Source organism: Leclercia sp. Marseille-Q4284, from assembly GCF_916618945.1.
GTDB lineage: Bacteria > Pseudomonadota > Gammaproteobacteria > Enterobacterales > Enterobacteriaceae > Enterobacter > Enterobacter tamurae.
This window is the reverse complement of record NZ_CAKAKG010000001.1, coordinates 1356921-1379509: the sequence shown is the minus strand read 5'-3', so window position 1 is coordinate 1379509 and position 22589 is coordinate 1356921. Positions and strand designations below refer to the sequence as shown.

The 22589-nt window shown below is 61.0% G+C and carries 16 protein-coding genes; 5 read left to right on the top strand and 11 right to left on the bottom strand.

Annotated elements, in window-relative coordinates; genetic code table 11:
- Window positions 1–221: 221 nt before the first annotated feature.
- The gene (locus LG383_RS06405; RefSeq protein WP_106993199.1) at window positions 222–1616 is read right to left on the bottom strand and encodes a NarK family nitrate/nitrite MFS transporter; all 1395 of its coding nucleotides are present in this window, start codon (window positions 1614–1616) and stop codon (window positions 222–224) included.
- A 309-nt stretch (window positions 1617–1925) separates the two neighbouring features.
- Here LG383_RS06405 and narX point away from each other — a divergent pair, with 309 nt between their 5' ends.
- On the top strand, window positions 1926–3722 hold the full coding sequence (gene narX / locus LG383_RS06400; protein WP_225758601.1) for a nitrate/nitrite two-component system sensor histidine kinase NarX: 1797 nt from the start codon (window positions 1926–1928) through the stop codon (window positions 3720–3722).
- Window positions 3715–4365 carry a two-component system response regulator NarL gene (narL, locus tag LG383_RS06395; RefSeq protein WP_039030700.1) on the top strand — a complete coding sequence of 217 codons (651 nt, stop codon included), beginning with the start codon at window positions 3715–3717 and terminating at the stop codon, window positions 4363–4365. Before narX ends, narL begins: the two co-directional genes overlap by 8 nt.
- A gap of 2 nt (window positions 4366–4367) precedes the next feature.
- On the opposite strand, the gene LG383_RS06390 is transcribed toward narL, so the two are convergent.
- From LG383_RS06390 to nasR, 7 genes are all read right to left on the bottom strand, one after another.
- Complete coding sequence (locus LG383_RS06390) at window positions 4368–5771, bottom strand: YchO/YchP family invasin (RefSeq protein ID WP_304608147.1); 1404 nt, start codon at window positions 5769–5771, stop codon at window positions 4368–4370.
- Between the two features lie 187 nt (window positions 5772–5958).
- The gene (locus tag LG383_RS06385; protein WP_225758600.1) at window positions 5959–8469 is read right to left on the bottom strand and encodes a nitrate reductase; all 2511 of its coding nucleotides are present in this window, start codon (window positions 8467–8469) and stop codon (window positions 5959–5961) included.
- A complete protein-coding gene (gene nirB, locus LG383_RS06380; RefSeq protein WP_225758599.1) occupies window positions 8466–12446 on the bottom strand; it encodes a nitrite reductase large subunit NirB in 3981 nt (1326 codons plus the stop codon). The genes LG383_RS06385 and nirB overlap by 4 nt, the downstream gene beginning before the upstream one ends.
- Before the next feature lie 11 nt (window positions 12447–12457).
- Complete coding sequence (locus LG383_RS06375) at window positions 12458–13246, bottom strand: ABC transporter ATP-binding protein (RefSeq protein ID WP_225758598.1); 789 nt, start codon at window positions 13244–13246, stop codon at window positions 12458–12460.
- A gap of 9 nt (window positions 13247–13255) precedes the next feature.
- Window positions 13256–14134, bottom strand: a complete 879-nt coding sequence (ntrB, locus tag LG383_RS06370; protein ID WP_106993206.1) for a nitrate ABC transporter permease — start codon at window positions 14132–14134, stop codon at window positions 13256–13258.
- Between the two features lies 1 nt (window position 14135).
- Window positions 14136–15383, bottom strand: a complete 1248-nt coding sequence (locus tag LG383_RS06365) for a CmpA/NrtA family ABC transporter substrate-binding protein (protein ID WP_225758597.1) — start codon at window positions 15381–15383, stop codon at window positions 14136–14138.
- 227 nt (window positions 15384–15610) lie between these two features.
- Complete coding sequence (gene nasR, locus LG383_RS06360) at window positions 15611–16765, bottom strand: nitrate regulatory protein NasR (protein ID WP_225758596.1); 1155 nt, start codon at window positions 16763–16765, stop codon at window positions 15611–15613.
- Between the two features lie 71 nt (window positions 16766–16836).
- Here nasR and ychN point away from each other — a divergent pair, with 71 nt between their 5' ends.
- Both ychN and LG383_RS06350 read left to right on the top strand, forming a co-directional pair.
- Window positions 16837–17190, top strand: coding sequence for a DsrE/F sulfur relay family protein YchN (gene ychN, locus LG383_RS06355; protein WP_225758595.1), 354 nt, complete (start codon window positions 16837–16839; stop codon window positions 17188–17190).
- A 106-nt stretch (window positions 17191–17296) separates the two neighbouring features.
- Entirely contained in the window at window positions 17297–19081 is a 1785-nt protein-coding gene (locus tag LG383_RS06350; protein WP_225758594.1) for a methyl-accepting chemotaxis protein, read from the top strand.
- A 37-nt stretch (window positions 19082–19118) separates the two neighbouring features.
- Here the strand turns inward: LG383_RS06350 and LG383_RS06345 are convergent, their stop codons facing one another.
- A complete protein-coding gene (locus LG383_RS06345; RefSeq protein ID WP_225758593.1) occupies window positions 19119–19814 on the bottom strand; it encodes a gamma-glutamylcyclotransferase in 696 nt (231 codons plus the stop codon).
- Window positions 19815–20007: 193 nt separating this feature from the next.
- Window positions 20008–20238 (bottom strand): putative cation transport regulator ChaB, encoded by a 231-nt coding sequence (chaB, locus tag LG383_RS06340; protein WP_166182724.1) that lies wholly within the window; start codon window positions 20236–20238, stop codon window positions 20008–20010.
- A gap of 268 nt (window positions 20239–20506) precedes the next feature.
- Between chaB and chaA the strand changes: the two genes are divergently transcribed.
- Window positions 20507–21607, top strand: coding sequence for a sodium-potassium/proton antiporter ChaA (gene chaA, locus LG383_RS06335; protein ID WP_106993212.1), 1101 nt, complete (start codon window positions 20507–20509; stop codon window positions 21605–21607).
- 120 nt (window positions 21608–21727) lie between these two features.
- Here chaA and kdsA read toward each other — a convergent pair whose 3' ends face one another.
- Window positions 21728–22582: a 3-deoxy-8-phosphooctulonate synthase gene (gene kdsA, locus LG383_RS06330; RefSeq protein ID WP_106993213.1), complete on the bottom strand. Its 855-nt coding sequence runs from the start codon at window positions 22580–22582 to the stop codon at window positions 21728–21730.
- Window positions 22583–22589 lie beyond the last annotated feature (7 nt).

The following is a 22589-nucleotide window of genomic DNA, read 5'->3' as shown; positions in this document are numbered from 1 at the left end:
AACATATCAACCAACTGTTTTATATGGATATTTTGTATTTATCGTACAAAAGCACGCGTGGCAGATACCTGGAGGGGTATTAAGGGGTAGAGCCCCCTGATTAGCGATGGGGATCACAGCGGCTGCGCGGCGGCAGGGGTTGCGTCCTTGAGTATGTTGTAACTAATATCGGGATAAAAAAAGCGCGGCACCAGGCCGCGCAAACGGATAATCAAACTTACTTATTTTTTATTAGAATTTCGTCCATATACCAGCCAGGTGACAAACACGCAGACGATATAGAAAACAAGGAACACTTTCATGGCGCCCGCCGGGGAGCCGGTCAGGTCCAGCGAGATGCCGAATGCTTTAGGGATAAAGAACCCGCCAATGGCACCAATCGCAGAGATGAAGCCCAGCGCGGCAGCAGTGTCGGTAGCCGCTTCACGCATCGCCTGCTGCTCGTCGCCGCCCTGCGCTTTGACGCGGTCCATGGTCAGCTTACGGAAGATCACCGAGATCATCTGGAAGGTCGAGGCGCTACCCAGCCCGGCGGTCAGGAACAGCACCATAAACACCGCGAAGAAGGCGCCAAAGTTGCCGCCCACGCCGTTAACCGGCAGGGTCATAAACAGCAGGCCACAGAAGATTGCCATCAGCACGAAGTTCACCAGCGTCACGCGGGTACCGCCCAGACGGTCGGAGATCATCCCCCCGGTGGAGCGCGCCAGAGCCCCAATGAACGGGCCGAAGAAGGCGTAGTGCAGGATCTGCACGTCCGGGAACTGGGTTTTGGACAGCATCGCAAACCCGGCGGAGAAGCCGATAAAGGAGCCGAAGGTGGCGAGATAGAGCAGCGCCATGATCCACAGATGGGCACGCTTCAGCACCGGGAGCTGTTCGCTCAGGGAGGCTTTCGACGCCGCCAGATCGTTCATGCCGAACCATGCGGCCAGGGTTAATACCACCAGGAACGGGACCCAGATCCACGCCGCGTTCTGCAGGAACAGGTATGAGCCATCAGCCTGCTCAACGCCCGCACCGCCAAAGGCTGCGAAGATAGAAACCGAGATCGCCAGCGGCGCAATCAGCTGCATGACGCTGACGCCCATGTTGCCCAGCCCGCCGTTGATCCCCAGCGCGCCACCCTGCTTCTGTTTCGGGAAGAAGAAGCTGATGTTAGCCATGCTGGAGGCAAAGTTAGCGCCCGCAAAGCCACACAGCAGAGAGATAATCACAAAGACGCTGAACGGCGTAGAGGTATCCTGCACCGCAAAGCCCAGCCACACGCACGGAATAATCATGATCCCGGTACTGAACGCGGTCCAGCGGCGACCGCCAAACAGCGGCACCATAAAGGCATAAGGCACACGCAGCAACGCACCGGAGAGCGCCGGCAGCGCCGTTAACATAAACAACTGGTCGGTAGTAAACGTAAAGCCCACTTTTGGCAGGTTAACGGCGACGGCGCTGAACAACATCCAGACGCAGAACGCCAGCAGCAAACAAGGAACGGAAATCCACAGATTACGACTGGCTATACGTTGACCGCGCTGTTGCCAGAACGCCGGATCTTCCGGACGCCACTCCGTAATGACCGGGCCGGAATCCCTTTCGGGGGTAGTTGAGTGACTCATAGACACCTCTGATTCTTAAAAGATGCTACAAAGATCAGGGTTTTAAGCCGACAGGAAGTTGATATAAATCAAGGGCAAGGCAGGCAAATTCCGCCGGAAAAAGTTGATGTACTCCCTGGTGAGTAGCCCATTCCGCTAAAAAAGGTGTGGTTTTTCACTGGACTGCTACTCCCCGCTTACCCCCTCCCCCCATTCATCAGACAAATGGCAATTAATGGGTAATCCTTTTTAGGTATGGGTATACTCCAGGGTATGGCTGAGAATAGAGCCCTTGCCGAGTTCAGGCATTGTCAGGAGCCAGACTACCCTATGTTTAAACGCTGTTTTTCACCGCTGACGCTGGTTAACCAACTGGTGCTGATTGTCATGCTGTCTACCGCAATCGGGGTGGCGGGAATGGCAATTTCCGGCTGGCTGGTGCAGGGCGTTCAGGGCAGCGCGCACGCCATTAACAAAGCCGGTTCGCTGCGCATGCAGAGCTATCGCCTGCTGGCGGCGATCCCGCTGGAAGCCAAAGATCAGGTCCTCCTTGATGAGATGAATGCCACGGCCTTCAGCCCGGTGCTGCAAAGCGCGGCGCAGCACGATGACCAACAGGCGCAGCTGAAAGCCCTGCAGGATTACTGGCAAAACCAGCTGGCACCGGGCCTGCGGCAGGCACAAAACCCCGACGCGGTCGCCAGTGATATCTCCGCTTTTGTCAGCCGGATCGATAATCTGGTCACCGCCTTCGACAGCAGCACTGAACAGCGTATTGCGCGGGTAGTGGTGATGCAGCGGCTGATGGTGCTGTTTATGGCCCTGCTGCTGGTGTTCACCATTATCTGGCTGCGCGCCCGACTGTTGCATCCCTGGCGACAACTGCTGGCGGTGGCCCGGGCGGTTACCCAGCGCGATTTTACCCAACGGGCGCACATTAACGGCCGCAATGAGATGGCGATGCTCGGCGAAGCGCTGAACACCATGTCCGGGGAGCTGGCCGAAAGCTATGCGGTGCTGGAGCAGCGGGTGCGGGAAAAAACCGCCGGGCTGGAGCAGAAAAACGAGATCCTCTCTTTCCTCTGGCAGGCCAACCGCCGCCTGCACTCTCAGGTACCGCTGTGCGAGCGGCTCTCGCCGGTGCTTAACGGCCTGCAGAATCTGACCCTGCTGCACGACATTGAGCTGCGGGTGTATGACATGGAAGATGAAGAAAATCACCAGGAATTTACCTGTCAGTCAGATATGAGCTGCGATGAAATCGGCTGCCACCTCTGTCCGCGCAGCCTGCCGCCGCTGACCACCAGCGGCACGACCCTGAAGTGGCGACTGGCGGATAACCTGACCCAGTACGGCATTTTACTGGCCACCCTGCCTGCCGGACGCCACCTTAACCACGATCAGCAGCAGCTGGTGGATACCCTGGTGGAGCAGCTGACCGCCACCCTGGCGCTCGACCGCCACCAGGAAAAACAGCAGCAGCTGATTGTGATGGAAGAGCGCGCCACCATTGCCCGGGAGTTACACGACTCCATCGCCCAGTCGCTCTCCTGTATGAAGATGCAGGTCAGCTGTCTGCAGATGCAGGACACCGACCTGCCGGAGAGCCACAAACAGCTGTTGAGCCAGATCCGCAATGAGCTGAACACCTCCTGGGTGCAGCTCCGCGAGTTGCTGACCACCTTCCGCCTGCAGCTGACGGAGCCCGGCCTGCGCCCAGCCCTCGAAGCCAGCTGCCAGGAGTTCAGCGCCCGGCTCGGCTTTACCGTAACCCTGGATTACCAGCTGCCGCCGCGGTTTGTCCCCTCTCACCAGGCCATTCATCTGCTGCAGATCGCCCGGGAAGCGTTAAGCAACGCGCTGAAACATTCCGGGGCGACGGCGGTTTCGCTCACCGTGAGTCAACACGACAACCAGGTCAAACTGGTGGTGCGCGACAACGGCCGCGGTTTACCGGCCAACGCCGAAAGAAGTAACCACTACGGTCTGATTATTATGCGCGACCGTGCACAAAGTCTGCGTGGAGATTGTCAGGTCCGTCCAGGCGAGTCTGGCGGAACGGACGTCATTGTCACCTTTATTCCCGAAAAGCCTCTTTTCACTGCCCAAGGAGAACACCATGTCTAATCAGGAGCCTGCAACAATCCTGCTGATCGACGATCATCCGATGCTGCGCACCGGCGTAAAACAACTTATCAGCATGGCCTCGGATATCACCGTCGTGGGCGAAGCCAGCAATGGTGAACAGGGCATTGAACTGGCCGAGGCGCTCGATCCTGATTTGATCCTGCTCGACCTGAATATGCCCGGCATGAACGGCCTCGAAACCCTGGACAAACTGCGCGAGAAATCGCTCTCCGGCCGGGTGGTGGTGTTCAGCGTCTCCAACCATGAAGAGGACGTGGTCACCGCCCTGAAACGCGGCGCCGATGGCTACCTGCTGAAAGACATGGAGCCGGAAGAGCTGCTGAAATCCCTGCAACAGGCGGCGGCTGGTGACATGGTTCTGAGCGAAGCCCTGACCCCGGTGCTGGCGGCCAGCCTGCGCGCCAACCGCGCTACCTCTGACCGCGACGTCAGTCAGTTGACCCCGCGCGAGCGCGATATCCTCAAGCTGATTGCCCAGGGGCTGCCGAACAAGATGATTGCTCGTCGCCTGGACATCACCGAAAGCACGGTCAAGGTGCACGTGAAACATATGCTGAAGAAGATGAAGCTGAAATCCCGCGTGGAAGCCGCGGTGTGGGTGCATCAGGAACGCATTTTCTAAGTCTACTCGTCCGGCAGCAGCGTCCAGCGCGGGTCCTCTTCTGGCAGCGCCAGCAGCGGCTGCGTCAGCGCCAGCGTGATCTCATTGGAAGAGACACGCTGCCCGGCTTTATCTTCCACCACTACCGACAGTTTCCAGCGATTGCTCGCCCCCTCGCGGTTATCCCACGCCGGCAGAATAATACTCCAGCCGTCACTGTCACTGGCCTGCGCCGGTGAGGTCAGGCTCAACGCCTGAGTATCCCCCTGCCAGTGCAGCGCACGCACCCCGTGTCGGCTGCGAATATCCAGCTTCAGTACCACCGTCTCACCCGGGTGCAGATCCCACGGCGGCGTGGCCAGCCATACCGACAGGGTCTTCAGCTTCCGGAATTCCAGCACCGGCAGGCTCTCGCGTTCCGGCGGATCGTAGCGACTGCCCCGCAGGGAGCGGCTGTCCATCACTTCGCTGGCAGAGAGCTGTTTTTTCAGCGGTACCCCGAAGCGATAGTTGAGCTTCAGGCCGAGGTTATTCTGACTCACCCCGCTCTCCCCCTGCTTGTGCGCGGCGGAGAAGGTCACCAGCGGCACCGGGGTGTAATCCAGCCCCAGATTGACCGCCAGCGGGTTGCGATACCCGGTCCCGGTATGAAACAGATCGACGTTATCACCGTAGTATTGTTCAAAGCTGACGCTGGTATTGAGGTGATGCCAGAACGGCAGCCAGGCTTTGGCGGTGACGTCGTACCCGCGCGCCATACGCTGCTCCTCTACCGCCGAGCTGTCCCGCCAGCTGGCAAAAGGCTGATAGTAGTTGGCCGACAGCCGCAGGTATTCGCCCCAGGCTTCCGCCCCCAGCCCGGCGCGCTGCAGGTTTTCATCCAACAGATTGTCGTAAAAGGTGTTGTAACCCAGCAGCCATTTGCCCGCCACCCAGCGCTGGCCGATGCCCGCGTTGCTCACCAGGCCGTCCTTCTGCTGGGTCAGGCCGAGCTGGCTCCAGGTCAGGTAGCGATTGTTATCCTGCCAGGGGATAAACCAGCTGCCCTTGCTGCCGGTGAATTGCCCCTCATCATCCACCAGCAGATCGACGCTGGCGTTGCCCCAGGGAGAGAGCCACGATTCGATGTGCTGATTGACCTCCTGACTGACCGCGTCCCGCACCTGGCTCAGGGCAAACTGCCGGGCCTGCTCCTCGGTGGTCAGGCCGTTGTCGGTCATGCTGGCCTCCCCGAAGGCTTTCGCCATCTCCGCCAGATGCTTCTCACCCTCCCCCGTTGGGGTCGCCATGCCTAAGTCCGGCAGGCTGTCGCCGTTATTATCAAAGGGGTTTTGCGCCTGCTGGATAAAGGAATTCGGGGCACTGTGAACGGCTCCGGGAGTACAGAGGAGGAGGAACAGCCAGCGTATGCGGGGAGAAACAACTATCACCGTCGTGAAAGGGAGCCTGTGTTGATGAAAACAGAGTTAACACCTTAGCGCGGTTGAGGAAAAATTTCAGCCCTAAGGAAAATTTCAGGAATATCCTGAAATAGGGTGCCTGATTGCCGGGTGGCGCTGCGCTTACCCGGCCTACGGGACCGTAGGCCTGATAAGCGTTAGCGCCATCAGGCACTTACACCCGCACGGAAAGCATCTCCTTCAGCTCCGGCACGCAGGAGCCGCAGTTAGTGCCGCAGCGCAGTTTCGCCCCCAGCGCCGCCGCCGAGTCACACCCTTCCTCAATCGCCGCACGGATCGCGTTTTCGCCAACGCTGAAACAGCTACAGATAATGCGCCCGGACTCAACTCGCTCCCCGGGATGTTGCCCGTCCAGCAGAGCGTGACGTTCGGCCAGCTCCACCGGGGCGGTGCGAAACGCCTCTTCAATAAAAGCATGCCCCAGCGTCGGTAATACGCTCCCCTGCCAGAATCCCAGCATCAGCGCCCCGTCATGCCAGGCCAGGAGGCTGCTACGCTCGCCGGTTTGCGCAATTTGCAGCTGCCAGCCCTGCCCGGTGCAGTGTGCCATTAGCCACTCCAGCAGCGGCTTGTCCCCCGCCAGGGTCAGGCGCGACACCCCGGCGGTCGCCTTGCGCCACCAGTGGATGTGCGTCGGCAGAGTCAATTCCTCGCGGCTGTACAGCTCCCCCTGCCAGGCGGGCTGCCAGGGCATCAGCCGCACCGCGGTCTGCTTGCTTTCCGGCTGACCGGAATGGGGATCGCAGCGTCCCTCCACCAGGGCATTAACCTTGCCCTGGCGCGAAAAACAGCTGTTCCAGTGCATCGGGACAAACAGCTCCCCGGCGCGCTGCCCGGCAGCGATCCGCGCCCGGGCCACCATCAGCCCACGCGGGCCGCTGATGCGCGTCAGCTGTCCGTCCTGAACTCCCAGCCGGGCGGCATCCTGCGGGGAAATATCCACCGTCGGCTCATCCCGGTGCTGCATCAGGCGTGGGACATAGCCGGTGCGGGTCATGGTGTGCCACTGGTCGCGAAGTCGCCCGCTGTTGAGCATAAAGGGATAGAGCAGATTCGGCGTCGCGCCGTGCGGCTGCGGGGTAACCGGGATAATACGGGCGTGGGTTAACGCCTCAGGATGAATGGGCCACTGCCAGGGAGTCAGATCATCCCACTGCTCGCGGGTCAGGTTTGCCAGTTCAGCGAGGTTAAACGCCCGTTCACCCTGGTTCTCAAACGCCGACAGCCCGGCATGCTCGGTAAAAATGGCGTGGGGATGATCCCAGGCAAAGGCCGCGCCGTGGCCCAGTTTTTCAGCAATACGGGCGATGATCCACCAGTCCGGTTTCGCCTCGCCGGGCGCGGGCAGAAAGGCGCGCTGGCGTGAGATACGTCGTTCGGAGTTAGTGACGGTGCCGTTTTTCTCCCCCCAGCCAAGCGCCGGAAAGCGGATGTGGGCGAAGCGGCTGGTATCGGTGTCGCGCATCACTTCCGAGACCAGCACCAGCGGACAGGCGGCCAGGGCCTGACAGACCGCATGGCTGTCCGGGAGTGACACCGCCGGGTTGGTGCCCATGATCCACACCGCTTTCACCTCCCCGCGGGCAATGGCCTCGAACAGCTCCACCGCCATCAGCCCCGGGGTCTGGGCCAGCCGCTCCGTTCCCCAGAAGCGCGCCACCCGGCAGAGATCGTCTGGGGTAAAGTTCATGTGCGCCGCCAGCTGATTCGCCAGACCGCCCACCTCACGGCCGCCCATCGCATTGGGCTGACCGGTCAGCGAAAACGGCCCGCAGCCTTCGCGGCCAATTTTGCCGCTCGCCAGATGGACGTTAATAATCGCATTGCACTTGTCGCTGCCGCTGATGGACTGGTTGATCCCCATGGTGTAGAGCGTCACCGCCCGCGGGGCGGCGTTAAACCAGGCGTAAAAGGTGGCGACCTCCTCAGGCGGCAGGTCGCAAAACGCCGCCACCCGCTCGGGCGGCCAGTCGCTGGCCTGCGCAGGATCGATGGCGTTCAGCAGGCCGACAAACAGCCCGGCATCGCTGCCCGGCGCCAGGGCCAGATGCAGGTCGGCAATGTCGCAGGTCGCGGTGCGCCGCGGGTCGATCACCACCACCTTCATCGCCGGGTTAGCGGCGCGAGCCTGCGCCAGCCGCTGCCAGAGCACCGGATGGGTCCAGGCAGCGTTGGAGCCCACCAGCACCACCAGGTCGGTCTGCTCAACGTCGTCGTAGCTGCACGGAACGATGTCCTCCCCGAAGGCGCGCTTGTAGCCCACCACTGCCGAGGACATGCAGAGCCGGGAGTTGGTGTCGATATTGGCCGCGCCGATAAAGCCTTTCATCAGCTTGTTGGCGGCATAGTAATCCTCGGTCAGCAGCTGGCCTGAGGCATAAAAGGCCACCGCCTGCGGCCCGTAGGTGTCAATGATTTCCCGCAGGCGGGTACCCGCCGTCTCCAGCGCCTGGTCCCAACTCACCGGCTGGTCGTCCACCTCCGGGTGCAGCAGGCGTCCCGCCAGGCCGGTAGTCTCACCTGATGCCGAGCCTTTGACGCACAGTCGACCGAAGTTGGCTGGATGGCTGTCGTCGCCGCGCACGCTCACCGTGCCATCTTCCACGGTTGCAATGATTCCGCAGCCGACGCCGCAGTAGGGACAGGTCGTTTGGGTTTCACTCATGAGGCCTCCGCACGCATCACCAGCTCTTCGCTGCCCACCAGCACCCGGTCGCCGTCAACCTTCACCGGCCAGGCGCGGACCGCTACTTCACCGGTATCGACCTGACGCCCATCCCGCAGACGGATCCGCGTTTTGTACAGCGGGGAGATCACCACCGGCTCGCCCCCGGCATCACCGAGGATACCGCGGGAGAGCACGCTGGCGCTGCCGCCCGGCTCCCGGTCTTCCAGGGCGTAGACCGACTTGCCGAAGCGGAACAGCGCGATGGGCTGCTCACCCAGACGGGCACCAATTCCCGCCTCCTCGGGGATCTCCTCCAGAGAACAAACCGCCTGCCAGCGTTTGGTTGCCGCAGGCTGCGCATCAAGGGTGCGGAACTGTGCCAGACGGCCCGGGTCCTGCAGGGTGGTCTGCCATTCGCACTGATACGTGTCCACCACCCGCTGCATCTCCTGCTCCAGCTCGTCGGCAATGCCGAGGCTGTCGTCGATGATCACCTCCCGCAAATACTCCAGTCCGCCCTCAAGGTTATCCCGCCAGGTGCTGGTGCGCTGCAGGCGATCGGCGGTGCGGATGTAGAACATCAGGAAGCGATCGACGTAGCGCAGGAGCGTGGCGTCATCGAGATCGCTGGCAAACAGATCCGCGTGGCGCGGCTTCATCCCGCCGTTGCCGCACAGGTAGAGGTTCCAGCCCTTGTCGGTGGCGATCACCCCCACGTCCTTGCTCTGGGCTTCGGCGCATTCGCGGGTGCAACCCGAGACCGCCATCTTGATCTTGTGCGGGGCGCGCAGCCCTTTGTAGCGGTTCTCCAGCACCACCGCCAGCCCGGTAGAATCCTGCACGCCGTAGCGGCACCAGGTAGAGCCGACGCAGGATTTCACCGTGCGCAGAGATTTGCCGTAGGCGTGGCCGGTTTCAAACCCGGCATCGATCAGCTGCTGCCAGATCTCCGGGAGCTGCTCCAGCCGGGCACCAAACAGGTCGATACGCTGCCCGCCGGTGATTTTGCTGTACAGCTGATAGCGTTTGGCGATCTGGCCGATGGCGATCAGCCCGTCAGCGGTCACTTCACCCGCGGCCATGCGCGGCACGATAGAATAAGTACCGTCTTTCTGGATGTTGGCAAAGTAGCGGTCGTTGGTGTCCTGCAGCGGCAGATGGGCCGGTTTGAGCAGATATTCGTTCCAGCAGGAGGCCAGCACCGAGCCCACCAGCGGCTTACAGATCTCGCACCCGTGCCCCTGGCCGTAACGACTAATCAGTTGCTCAAAAGTGTGGATACGGTTGACGCGCACCAGGTGGTAGATCTCCTGGCGTGACCAGGCGAAGTGCTCGCAGATATCCTTTTTCACCTCCACGCCCTGGGCTGCCAGCTGGAACTCCATCACCTGTTTTACCAGCGCGCTGCACCCGCCACATCCGGTGGCCGCTTTGGTGCACTGTTTTACCGCCCCGATGTCGGTGGCACCGTTGCTCACCGCCTGGCAGATATCGCCTTTGCTGACGTTGTGGCAGGAGCAGATCTGCGCGCTCTCCGGCAGAGCTGCCACCCCCAGCGCTTTCGGGGCGCTGCCTGCCACGGCGGGCAGGATTAGGGTCTCAGGATCCTTCGGCAGACGGATGTCGTTGAGCATCATCTGCACCAGGGTGGCGTATTCGCTGGCATCCCCCACCAGCACCCCGCCGAGCAGGGTTTTGTTGTCGGCGCTAACCACGATCTTTTTGTAGATCTGCTGCGGGCCGTGGGTCCACTGGTAGCTCTGTGCCCCCGGCGTACGGGCGTGAGCATCGCCAAACGAGGCCACGTCCACTCCCAGCAGCTTGAGTTTGGTGCTCATGTCCGCCCCGGTGAAGGCGTTCGCCTCTCCGGCCAGCGCGGCGCTGGCTACCCGCGCCATCTGGTAGCCGGGCGCGACCAGTCCGTAGATTTTACCTTCCCACAAGGCGCACTCCCCGATGGCGAAGATATCCTCGTCCGAGGTGCGGCACTGGTTGTCGATGGCGATCCCGCCCCGCTCGCCCAGCAGCAGATCGCAGCCCCGGGCCAGCGCATCCTGCGGGCGGATCCCGGCGGAAAAGACCACCATGTCGGCGGCCAGCTCGCTGCCGTCGGCAAAGCGCAGCACCTTGCCCGCGTCGGTGTCGGCGATCTCAGTGGTGGCTTTGCTGGTGTGCACCCCCACACCGAGGGCTTCGATTTTGCGCCGCAGCATGGCGGCCCCGTCGTTATCGAGCTGCACCGCCATCAGGTTCGGGGCGAACTCCACCACGTGGGTCTCCAGCCCGAGCTGTTTCAGGGCGTTGGCCGCCTCCAGCCCCAGCAGCCCGCCGCCGATCACCACCCCGGTGCGGGAGCTTTTGGCATGGGCAGCAATCTGGTCCAGATCGTCAAGGGTACGGTAGACAAAGCAGCCCGGCAGCTCGCGCCCCGGCACCGGGGGTACAAACGGATAAGATCCGGTGGCCAGCACCAGTTTATCCCAGTGGGTTTCGTGCCCGCCTGCGGTGCGCACCACCCGGGCGTCGCGATCGATGGCGACAATCTGCTGGGACAGGCGCAGCTCAATGCCGTTATCGGCAAAGAAATCACCGTTTACCATCGACAGCGAGTCGGCGCTGCGTCCGGCAAAGTATTCCGAGAGATGGACGCGGTCGTAGGCGGCATAGCGCTCTTCCCCAAAGACCACAATCTGGTATTGCTGATGCAAACCGCGGTTCACGCAGTCTTCAAGAAAATGGTGGCCGACCATACCGTGCCCAACCACAATCAGAGTAGGTTTTGTCATCGCGTTTTGTCCTGCAACCAGCGGCTGCGTAGTGAATCGATCGAACAGCCAGTCCGCTTGGGCGGGTTCTGACGTTGCCAGTAAATCGGTAAGGGTGGCCGCGCTGCGACACTCCCCCATCAGCAGCACGCCTGCCAGCGTGCCGTTACGAACCAGTAAGCGGCGGTAGTGGCGGGTCAACGGATCCCAGCTGGTCCACACCGCGTCATCCTGTTGCGCGGTGACTTCCCCGACGCTGAACAGCTCCACGCCGGTCACCTTCAGGCGCATACCGTTTTGCAGCGGGGTAAAGGGGTTGACGTTCTCCCCGGCCAGACGGGCGGCAAGGATCTCCGCCTGAGCCAGGCACGGAGCCACCAGGCCCCAGGTCTGGCCGTCAATTTCACAACACTCGCCGATAGCGCTGATGCCCTCTAAGGCAGTGCGCATCAGGTCATCTACCCGAATGCCGCGCCCGCACGGCACGCCGCTGGCCTGGGCCAGGGCGATGTTGGGCGTCACGCCCGTGGCCAGCACCACCCGCGTGGCGGCAACAGTGCGACCGTTGCTGAGGGTGACGCTGTCTGGATTGATGGCCGTCAGGCCGCCGTTCAGCTCGCAGCCGATGCCCCGCTCGCTCAGCGCCTGCTCCAGCAGCAGCCCGGCCTGCTGATCCAGCTGCTGCTCCATCAGCCAGGGGCCTCGATGGATTAAAGTGACGTTGTCACGGTGACGTTGTAACGCCGCGGCGGCTTCTACCCCGAGCACCCCGCCCCCAAGCACTATCGCCGGGCCGGGGGTCGCCAGAATGGCGTTAACGTCATTGAGGGTGCGGAAGGTAAAGACATGCGGCAGACCCACACCGGGGATCGGTGGCACAAAAGGCCGGGAACCGGTGGCAAACACCAGCTCATCCCACCCCATCAGACGTTTATCGGTGCGCAGCATCCGCGCTTCGCACACTACCGCCAGCACCCGCTCGCCGCTCAGCACCGTGACGCCGCGCGCACGATACCAGGCGTCATCGTGCAGTCGCGTGGCGTTCGCCTCTTTCTCGCCACCCAGCACCGGGGAGAGCTGAATGCGGTTGTAGGCCGGAGCCCGCTCATCACCAATGACGGTGATGACGAAGCGCCCGGGGGCACGGTCGGTCAGCGACTCAATCAGTCGCGTTGCCGCCATTCCGTTTCCAATAATGACCAGGCGCATGGTGGTGCTCCTCAGGCCGCTTTCGGCTGTTTTTCGTAGAGGAAATGGAGGATCTGCTGGCGCATATGGTGATAGCGGCTCTCCTCCGCCAGCTGCACCCGGTTACGCGGGCGCGGCAGGTCGACGCGCAGGATCTCGCCGACGGTCGCCGCCGGGCCGTTGGTCATCATCAGGACCCGATCCGAGAGCAGCACCGCCTCGTCGACGTCGTGGGTGATCAGCACGATGGTGGTGTTGAGCTCCTGCTGAATTTTCATCACTGAATCCTGCAGATGGGCACGGGTCAGGGCATCCAGCGCGCCGAACGGCTCATCCATCAGCAGCACTTTCGGCTTCATCGCCAGGGCGCGGGCAATGCCGACCCGCTGCTTCATCCCGCCGGAGATCTCCCCCGGACGCTTGTGGATGGCGTGCCCCATCTGCACCCGATCGAGGTTGTGTTCGATCCACTCCCGGCGCTCGGCCTTGCTCATGCTGCGGCGGAACACCTGATCCACCGCCAGCGCCACGTTGTCGAAGCAGGTGAGCCACGGCAGCAGGGAGTGGTTCTGGAACACCACCGCCCGCTCCGGACCCGGCCCGGCGATCTCGCGGTTGTCGCAGATCAGCCCGCCTTCCGTCGGCAAGGTGATCCCGGCGATCAGGTTCAGCAGCGTCGATTTGCCGCAACCGGAGTGGCCGATCAGGCTGACGGTCTCCCCCTCGTGAATATCAAAAGAGACATTCTGCAGCGCCAGAAACTCGCCGCTGGCGGTGGAAAAACGCTGGCTGACGGCCTGGACCTGAATTAATGGTTTCATGTGCGCTCCTTATTTTTCCTGCCAGCTGAAACGGCGGGCGATCAGCATCAGCCCCTGCTCCAGCAGCAAACCCACCACGCCGATAATGACGATGGCGATGAGAATGTTTTCGACGTTGAGGTTGTTCCACTCATTCCAGATCCAGAAGCCGATCCCCAGGCCCCCGGTGAGCATCTCGGCGGCAACGATCACCAGCCAGGCGATGCCGATGGAGAGGCGTACCCCGGTCAGCACCGCAGGCAGCACGGCGGGGAACAGAATGCGGCGCATCACCGTCCACTCGGAGAGTTGCAGGACCCGGGCCACGTTGAGGTAGTCCTCGGGAATACGGCGCACCCCTTCGGCGGTGTTGATGACCATCGGCCAGATCGAGCAGATAAAAATGGTCCAGCTGGAGGCGGGCTCCGCTTTCTGGAACAGCAGCAGGCCAATCGGCAGCCAGGCCAGCGGACTGACCGGGCGCAGGAGCGCGATCAGCGGGTTAAACATGCGGGCCAGAAAGGTAAAGCGACCGATCATAAAGCCGAGCGGGATACCCACCAGTGCCGCCAGGCCAAAGCCAATGGCGACACGCTGCAGCGAGGCCAGCACGTTCCAGCCCACCCCCATATCGTTCGGCCCGTCACGGTAGAACGGGTCGGCAAACAGGGTGATGGCTGAATCCAGCGTGCTGAGCGGGGTCGGGAAGCCTTTGCTGTTGATGGCCGCCAGCTGCCAGGCGATGACCAGTAGCCCCAGACCGAGCAGCGCCGGAATAAGACGTTGCAGCAGGTCGTTGATCCGGCGAGCAAACGCGGGTGTGCGGCGGCGCACCTGCACCGGTGGCAGGGCGATCACTTCTCCGCTGACCGGCGCAGCGGGTGCCGCTTTGGTGTTAACTTTTTTCATATCAGGCCCCTGTACGATGAATGGCAAAACGGTTGGCGTAACCCTTCGGATCGGTGCCGTTCCAGACGGTGCCGTCCATCAGGGTGCTGCTGCGCAGCGGCGAGGATGGCGCGCGAATACCCCCCACTGCGGTGGCGGCGTCCTGCCAGACGTCGGTGCGGTTGATGCGTTGGGCAACGGCGGCGTAGTCCGGGTCGGTTTTCAGCAGCCCCCAGCGGCGGAACTGGGTCAGGAACCACATTCCGTCGGAGTGCCACGGGTAGCTGACCGCCCCGTCCTCAAAGAAGCGGATCGGGTGAGCATCCTGCCAGCGCTGCCCCACCCCGTTGTCGTACTCACCGAGCATCCGCCCGGTGAGGTACTGCTCTTTGGTGTTGAGCCAGGCGCGGCGGGACAACAGCTGAGCGGTCTCCTGTTTGTTCTGCGGCGAGGCGTCGATCCAGCGCTGGGCCTCCAGCAGGGCACTGACCAGCGCCCGGGCGGTGTTGGGGTGGGCGTCAACCCACTCCTGACGGGTGCCGAGGATCTTCTCGGGGTGTTCCGGCCAGATGGACTGGGAGGTGGCGGCGGTAAAGCCGATGCGATCGTTAATGGCCCGGGCGTTCCACGGCTCGCCGACGCAGAAGCCGACCATATTGCCGATACGCATGTTCATCACCATCTGCGGCGGCGGCACCACCACGGTGCGCACGTCGTCAAAGGGGTTAATGCCCGCGCTGGCCAGCCAGTAGTAGAGCCACATGGCGTGGGTGCCGGTGGGAAAGGTATGGGCGAAGGTGTAGGTGCCCGGCGCCTGCTGGCCGATCAGCTTCTTCAGACCCTCGACGTCGCGCACGCCCTGTTGGGCCAGATCGCTCGACAGGGTGATCGCCTGGCCGTTCTGGTTGAGGGTCATCAGGTTGGCCATCGGCTTAGGTTTGCCGGCGATACCCAGCTCCAGACCGTACAGCAGGCCATAGAGAATGTGCGCGGCATCCAGCTCCCCGGCCACCAGCTTGTCGCGCACCGCCGCCCAACTGGCCTCTTTGGTGGGCACCAGGGTGAAGCCATATTTTTTATCGAACCCTTTATATGCTGCGATCGCCAGCGGCGCGCAGTCGGTGAGCGGGATAAAGCCCACGCGCACCGTCTCGAGTTCCGGTTTATCGGAGCCTGCGGCCCATGCCGCCTGCATGACGCCCGGTAATATCAGCGCCCCGCCTGCCAGCGCGCTGGCCTGTAAAAAACGCCGCCTTGTCCATTCCACCATGCTCACTCCTGAAAAAAGCCAAAAAAAAGCGCCCGGCAGTGCCGAAGCACTGCAGGACGCCTTTATCCTGAAGATCGTCGCACCGCCGTTGGCGCGTCGTCTCAAATTGTTAATTCAATAATGCAAAGGGGATGCCAGCTTTTAACCTCTTAGAATCCGGGCATTTTATGCCAGCGGACAGCGGGAACGCACCTCAACCATGCAAGCGTTGCCCAGCGGAAGTGCATCTACTGTTGCCAGAGCGCCTTCACCGTCAGCAGCGCCCGGGCGATATCCACCATCCGCTGGTTCTTGTCCATCGCCATCTTGCGCAGCTGGCACCAGGCCTGCTCCTCGCTCATCTGCTGATGGGTCATCAGCACGCTTTTGGCCTTATCGATTACCTTGCGCTCCTCAAGGGTGTCGCGCATTGAGGCCAGCTGGCGGGAGAGCTGTTCGATCTCCCGGGCCTGCTGGCGCACCAGGGGCAGGAGCGGTTTTTGCGGATAAAGAGACAGCGGCTCCTGCGACGGCGGCTCCTCAGGTAAATCCTCATCGGCCTGGCCAATCAGGGCCTCCACCGCCAGCATCAGATCGGCAATCTGCATCTCTTCGAGGCCGCGCAGATGTTCGAGACGTTCGGTCTGCAATGAGAACCAGTGCAGCGCCAGCACGCCCTTATCAGCAGCGGGCTGCCGGGTGCAGGCCAGGCGGCGCAGCTGTTCGGTTTCGGCCCCCGGCACGCTGAGGCTGAAATGGTCATGCAGGCTGGCAGGCGTCAGGGAGAGAAAGATCTCGAAGCAGGCCTGCTGGCCGTCGATACGATCCACCAGGGTCTGGCGCATCTCCTCGCTGAAAAAGCCCTGGGTAAAGCCTATCGCCCCCAGCGCCCGCTCCTGGCCGACCAGCTCTTTGCCCTGCATCAGGCTGTAAAGGGCAACAAACCTGCCGGCGAGTTGCGGATCGTCAATGCTGTCATTGAGCTGGGGTACGATACTGAGCAGGTTGCGCAGGGTGCGGCTGTAGCGCTCCATCGCCACATCGGCGGGCAGCGCGCAGGCGGTGATCGTCTCGCGCAGGGCGGGAAGTTGCTCCAGGCTCTGCAGGGCATTCCCTACCCGCTCACTGAGGGCACCGCTGGCCATCAGCGGCGTACCCAGAGCCTGGTGCAGCGCCCGGAGATGCTCGTCCACCAGCGCGCGGCTGGCTTTACACTCCAGGGCATACAGCGTGCCCTGAGAACAGAGCCAGATGTTGGAAGCCCCGCGCTCGCACTGTAGCATGTGCGCAAGATGGCTGATCCGGCTGACAAGCTGGCCCAACTGCGCCAGTTTGCACAGCTGCTGTTTACGCATCAGTCGGGCGTGCTGAAACCATTCGGTGGCACCGGTGATGTTAGTCATGCTTCCTCTCCCGGGTCAGTGTTTGACTGAGAGAAGCAATTTTCATGCCTTTTTACCTTTCAGGAGTCAAGATGCAGAAGATCGTGATAGTCGCCAACGGGGCGGCCTATGGCAGTGAATCCCTGTTTAACAGCCTGCGGCTGGCGATTGCTTTACGCGAGCAGGAAACCGACCTGGATCTGCGACTGTTTTTAATGTCCGACGCGGTGACCGCCGGGCTGCGCGGCCAGAAGCCTGCCGAGGGGTATAACATTCAGCAGATGCTGGAGATCCTGACCGCGCAAAACGTGCCGGTGAAACTGTGCAAGACCTGCACCGACGGCCGCGGCATCAGTGCCCTGCCGCTGATTGACGGGGTGGAAATCGGCACTCTGGTGGAGCTGGCGCAGTGGACGTTATCCGCGGATAAACTATTAACTTTCTAATAATGCTTTAACTGAAATATTTTTTTCTTATGAGCGCGGTTCCAGCATCAAGTTTGCCTGCCCGATGCCGATAGGCTTCTTACAACAACACAGCAGGTATTACATTATGTTCAGGTCAATTCGCGCTCGTATTATTGCGGCGACGGTCGGATGTCTGATCGCCGCGCTCCTTCTGAATACCGTGATTAATTTCCAGGTCACGCGCCAGGACAATCAACAATCGCAACGCGATATGCTGGCCAGCACCAGCGCCAGCCATAGCCTGGCAATCGCCGACTGGGTTAACAGCAAAACCACTATTATTAACTCCCTGCAGAGCGTCGCCCTGAGCGACGATCCGGTGCCGATGTTTAAACAGCTGGCGCAGGCGGGCGGGTTCATCAACGTCTATGTCGGCTATGCCAGCAAAACCGCGAAGTTCTCCAATCCGGACGGCGTGCCTGCCGACTACGATCCGACTATCCGTCCGTGGTATCAGCAGGCGGTGAAAGAAGATCGGGCTATCGTCACTGCCCCTTATGTCGATACCGGCACTAAGAAGCTGGTGGTCACTTTTGCGGTGCCGGTGAAAGAGAACGGCGAGCTGAAAGGCGTGCTGGCGGGTGACGTGGCGATGGACAGCGTGATCGCCAACGTGCGCGGCATTCGTCCGACCCCGGCCAGCAGCGGGCTGTTGATTGACAGTGACGGGACGGTGATCGCCGCCAACGACCCTGCCCTGACCCTGAAAGCCTTCACCGATGTCATTACCGGCGTCGATCTGAATGCACTCGAGAGCGGCAAGAACGCCGAAGGCCAGTTTAACGACGCGAGCAAAACCTTTGCCGCCACCCCGATTGCCGGAACCCAGTGGCAGCTGGTCGTTGCTCTCGACAGCGATGATGCCACCTCCGGGATGCGCACCCTGCTGAAAGCTTCTTCCCTGTCGCTGGTGATCCTGGTCCTGCTCAGCGCCGTGGTGGTGCATTTTGTGATTGCCCGCCTGCTGAAGCGCCTGTCGGACATTCGCGATGCGATGCACGCCATCGCCAACGGCACCAACGATCTCTCCCAGCGTCTGCCGGAGAAAGGCGAGGATGAGGTGGCTCAGATCGCCCATGCCTTTAACGCCTTCAGCGACAAACTTTCGGTGGTGATGGTGCAGCTGCGTGACGCCAGCGCCTCGGTGAAAAACGCCGCCCAGGAGATCGCCGCCGGGAACCAGGATCTCTCTGGCCGTACCGAGCGGGCCGCCTCCAGCCTGCGTGAAACCGCCAGCGCCGTGGAGCAGATCACCGCCTCCGTCGCTCAGTCGACCGAATCGGCCGCCATCGCCAACGAGCAGGCGGGAAAAGCCTCCGAGGCTGCCACCCGCGGCGGGAGCGTGGTCTCCCGGGCGATCACCACCATGCAGTCCATCGAAGCCGCCTCGACCAAAATTGGCGATATCACCAGTGTGATCGACGGCATCGCCTTCCAGACCAATATTCTGGCCCTCAACGCGGCGGTTGAAGCGGCGCGGGCGGGTGAACAGGGTCGTGGCTTTGCAGTTGTCGCAGGTGAAGTGCGCAGCCTCGCCAGCCGCAGCGCCCAGGCGGCAAAAGAGATCAAAAGCCTGATCGACTCCACCACCGACAGCGTGGCGACCGGTTCACGCTATGTGCACCTGGCCGGCCAGAGTATGGATGAGATTGTCACCAGCATCGGCAGCATGTCGGGGATCATGCGGGAGATCACCGTCGCCACCAGCGAACAGATGAAAGGTATTCAGGAGATTAACCGGGCGGTAACCCACCTCGACAGCATGGTGCAGCAGAACGCCGAACTGGTGGTAGAGTCGGCCGCCGCGGCCAGCGCCCTGCAGGGTCAGGCAGGCGAGCTGGCTGAAACCGCCGGACATTTCCGCATTTAATGTTTACCCGGTGTCCACAAGGCCACCGGGCGTTTTTTCAGGCGAAGCTCGCACTCATCGGACTGTCGGGCTGGCTGCCGTCGAGCAAGGCCCGCACGCGCGATACCAGCTCATTCAGACAATCATCCCGCATACCCAGTCGCGTCAGCTCCTGATCGAGGGAGAAGAGATACTGCGCATTGGTGCCGAGCGGACCGCTGGCCGCGGCAATCAGCGGGGCAATAACCTGTGCCCGGGTGTCGGCTTCAAACAGGGGATGGCGCGGGTCCATAATAAACACCAGCGCATTAACGGTGCGTCCGTCATCAAGTTCCAGCTTGCACCAGCTCGGCATATAGCAGCCGGTGATCATCTCACGCTTCCACAGCAGGGCCAGCTCCTCTTCCAGCATCGCATCCGGCAGCCGATAGGCCACGCCGGTGGTGCGCCCGCCCTCTTTCAGTGCAAGCATACGACCTGGCTGGCAGGCGCTGCCGCGACCGGCGGTGAGGCGCAGACAGAATGCGCGGTGCCAGCCCGGCAGGGTGCCGGTGGCCGATTCGACAAACTCCAGTGCCGGGTTCCACATCAGGGAACCGTAGCCGAAGAGCCACACCGGACCGGTGTCCGGGCGACAGGCCAGCGTTGCCGCCAGCGATGCCGCACGCTGTTCGGCTGACCACAGCAGCGATTCTTCAATCGCACCGAAAGCCGTTTTACAATCAGCCTTCATAAGAAAATCACGCGTTAACATATTGCACCTCCGCCACTGCCTGCTTCCCTGCGCACACTTTTATGAACCTTCCGGGTCTTTTTACTGCTCAATTAGAAAGCAGTACCGTGACGATATGCAATAAACTCGCCGGGTGCAATACAGCGATAGCGCAACCGCCACAAAAGTCAAAGCGCAGGGTGCAAACTAATAAACACAGGCAATCAGGCTGGCGCTATTTCTTCTTGTGCCACTTATCATCATCACCCTTCTCATAGTCATTCTTCACTGCCGCCCAGGCCACGCGGTGCGCGGTCTCCTCCCGACTGGCATCCCCCCGGCGGTCCTCTTCATCCTTGTACTGATCCCAGGCGCTGTTGAAGGCTTCTTTATAAATATCCTGAGCATGTGCCGGCAGTACGTGCTTAACGTTGTCCGGTAAATCGCTTTTCGATTTGTATGGCATGTCAAACCCCTCTTTTTAATCAATTAATAAGTGTGGTCGACGATGGCCGAGGCTTCCAGTCAAATTAATAATCGGATAATTCTTTTTCTTAATTAGCTGTTATTAAGACTATATTTAATAAAAATGTCTTATTATGGCAATCTCAACCCATAATGACTTCATACCGTAAAATTAGGTAAAAGATAACTAAGATTTAACAGTAATCTGTTAATTTAACGTCCTCTTTTTCTGTCTACAATTATAAGCACCTGCAACTCTGGAGAATTACATGACAACCGCACTCGAGACGGTGAAAACCCGTCATAAGGAGACGTCTCTCATTTTCCCGGTGCTGGCCCTGGCCGTGCTGCTCTTCTGGGGAAGTAGTCAGTCACTGCCAGTGGTCATCGGCATCAATATGTTGGCACTTGTTGGTATTCTGAGCAGCGCCTTCAGCGTTGTCCGTCACGCCGACGTGCTGGCCCACCGGCTGGGAGAGCCCTACGGCTCGCTGATTTTAAGTCTTTCCGTCGTTATTCTCGAAGTAAGCCTCATTTCCGCCCTGATGGCGACCGGTGACGCGGCGCCGACCCTGATGCGCGATACGCTCTACTCCATCATTATGATTGTTACCGGGGGGCTGGTTGGCTTCTCACTGCTGCTGGGCGGGCGCAAATTCGCAACCCAGTACCTGAACCTGTTTGGTATTAAGCAGTATCTGATCGCCCTGTTCCCGCTGGCGATTATCGTGCTGGTATTCCCGATGGCACTGCCGGGCGGCAACTTTACGACCGGACAGGCCCTGCTGGTGGCGTTGATCTCAGCGGCGATGTACGGCGTATTCCTGCTGATCCAGACCAAAACGCACCAGAGCCTGTTCGTGTATGAGCATGAAGATGAGGGCGACGACGATGACCCGCACCACGGCAAGCCGTCCGCCCACAGCAGCCTGTGGCACACTATCTGGCTGGTCGTGCATCTGATTGCGGTTATCGCCGTCACCAAGATGAATGCTAACCCGCTGGAAACGCTGCTGACCGAGCTGAACGCGCCGGTGGCCTTTACCGGCTTCCTGGTCGCGCTGTTAATTCTCTCCCCGGAAGGGCTGGGGGCGCTGCGTGCGGTGCTGAACAATCAGGTACAGCGCGCGATGAACCTGTTCTTTGGTTCGGTGCTGGCGACCATCTCCCTGACCGTTCCGGTGGTGACGCTGATTGCCTTCCTGACCGGGAACGATCTGCATTTCAGCCTGGGAGCGCCAGAGATGATTGTAATGGTAGCGTCGCTGCTGCTGTGCCAGATCTCGTTCTCCACCGGGCGCACCAATGTGCTTAACGGCGCAGCGCATATGGCGTTGTTTGCAGCCTATCTGATGACGATATTTGCGTGATGCCCTCACCCCGCCCCTCTCCCACAGGGAGAGGGAGAAAATCGTCCCCGTAGGCCCGCGCAAGCGCAGCGCCGCCGGGCATAAAAAAACCCGCCGAGGCGGGTTTTTTCATTGTCTGGATTAGTTGGACGTATCCAGCTCTTCAAAGTTCTTAACCAGGTCGTCAATCGCTTTGATCTGCTTCAGGAACGGCTCCAGCTTGTCCAGCGGCAGCGCGGACGGGCCGTCGCATTTCGCGTTGGCTGGATCCGGGTGCGCTTCGATAAACAGGCCTGCCAGACCGGTTGCCATACCGGCGCGCGCCAGTTCTGTAACCTGACCACGACGGCCGCTGGAGGCTGCGCCAAACGGGTCGCGGCACTGCAGGGCGTGGGTCACGTCGAAGATCACCGGCGACTGGTTAGAGACGTTCTTCATCACGCTGAAGCCCAGCATGTCCACAACCAGGTTGTCGTAACCGAAGTTAGCGCCACGGTCGCACAGGATCACCTGGTCGTTACCGCCTTCGATAAACTTATCAACGATGTTCCCCATCTGGCCAGGGCTCACGAACTGCGGTTTTTTCACGTTGATAACGGCACCGGTTTTCGCCATCGCTTCGACCAGGTCGGTCTGACGGGCAAGGAACGCGGGTAGCTGGATCACGTCAACCACGTCGGCCACAGGCTGCGCCTGGCTGGCTTCATGGACGTCGGTGATCACTTTCACGCCAAAGGTCTGCTTCAGCTCCTGGAAAATCTTCATCCCCTCTTCCAGGCCCGGGCCACGGTAAGAGTGAATAGAGGAGCGGTTGGCTTTGTCAAAAGAGGCTTTAAACACGTACGGGATGCCCAGCTTCTGGGTCACGGTCACGTAGTGTTCGCAGATACGCATCGCGAGATCGCGGGATTCCAGAACGTTCATGCCGCCGAACAGCACGAACGGCAGGTCGTTCGCCACGTTGATATCGCCAATGCTAACCACTTTTTGTTTCATAGAATCG

Bases quoted from the DNA above. Each gene is read 5' to 3' on its own strand.
- LG383_RS06405 (WP_106993199.1), bottom strand. From the start codon at position 1,616: ATGAGTCACTCAACTACCCCCGAAAGGGATTCCGGCCCGGTCATTACG.
- narX (WP_225758601.1), top strand. From the start codon at position 1,926: ATGTTTAAACGCTGTTTTTCACCGCTGACGCTGGTTAACCAACTGGTG.
- narL (WP_039030700.1), top strand. From the start codon at position 3,715: ATGTCTAATCAGGAGCCTGCAACAATCCTGCTGATCGACGATCATCCG.
- LG383_RS06385 (WP_225758600.1), bottom strand. From the start codon at position 8,469: ATGAGTGAAACCCAAACGACCTGTCCCTACTGCGGCGTCGGCTGCGGA.
- nirB (WP_225758599.1), bottom strand. From the start codon at position 12,446: ATGCGCCTGGTCATTATTGGAAACGGAATGGCGGCAACGCGACTGATT.
- LG383_RS06375 (WP_225758598.1), bottom strand. From the start codon at position 13,246: ATGAAACCATTAATTCAGGTCCAGGCCGTCAGCCAGCGTTTTTCCACC.
- ntrB (WP_106993206.1), bottom strand. From the start codon at position 14,134: ATGAAAAAAGTTAACACCAAAGCGGCACCCGCTGCGCCGGTCAGCGGA.
- LG383_RS06365 (WP_225758597.1), bottom strand. From the start codon at position 15,383: ATGGTGGAATGGACAAGGCGGCGTTTTTTACAGGCCAGCGCGCTGGCA.
- nasR (WP_225758596.1), bottom strand. From the start codon at position 16,765: ATGACTAACATCACCGGTGCCACCGAATGGTTTCAGCACGCCCGACTG.
- ychN (WP_225758595.1), top strand. From the start codon at position 16,837: ATGCAGAAGATCGTGATAGTCGCCAACGGGGCGGCCTATGGCAGTGAA.
- LG383_RS06350 (WP_225758594.1), top strand. From the start codon at position 17,297: ATGTTCAGGTCAATTCGCGCTCGTATTATTGCGGCGACGGTCGGATGT.
- LG383_RS06345 (WP_225758593.1), bottom strand. From the start codon at position 19,814: ATGTTAACGCGTGATTTTCTTATGAAGGCTGATTGTAAAACGGCTTTC.
- chaB (WP_166182724.1), bottom strand. From the start codon at position 20,238: ATGCCATACAAATCGAAAAGCGATTTACCGGACAACGTTAAGCACGTA.
- chaA (WP_106993212.1), top strand. From the start codon at position 20,507: ATGACAACCGCACTCGAGACGGTGAAAACCCGTCATAAGGAGACGTCT.
- kdsA (WP_106993213.1), bottom strand. From the start codon at position 22,582: ATGAAACAAAAAGTGGTTAGCATTGGCGATATCAACGTGGCGAACGAC.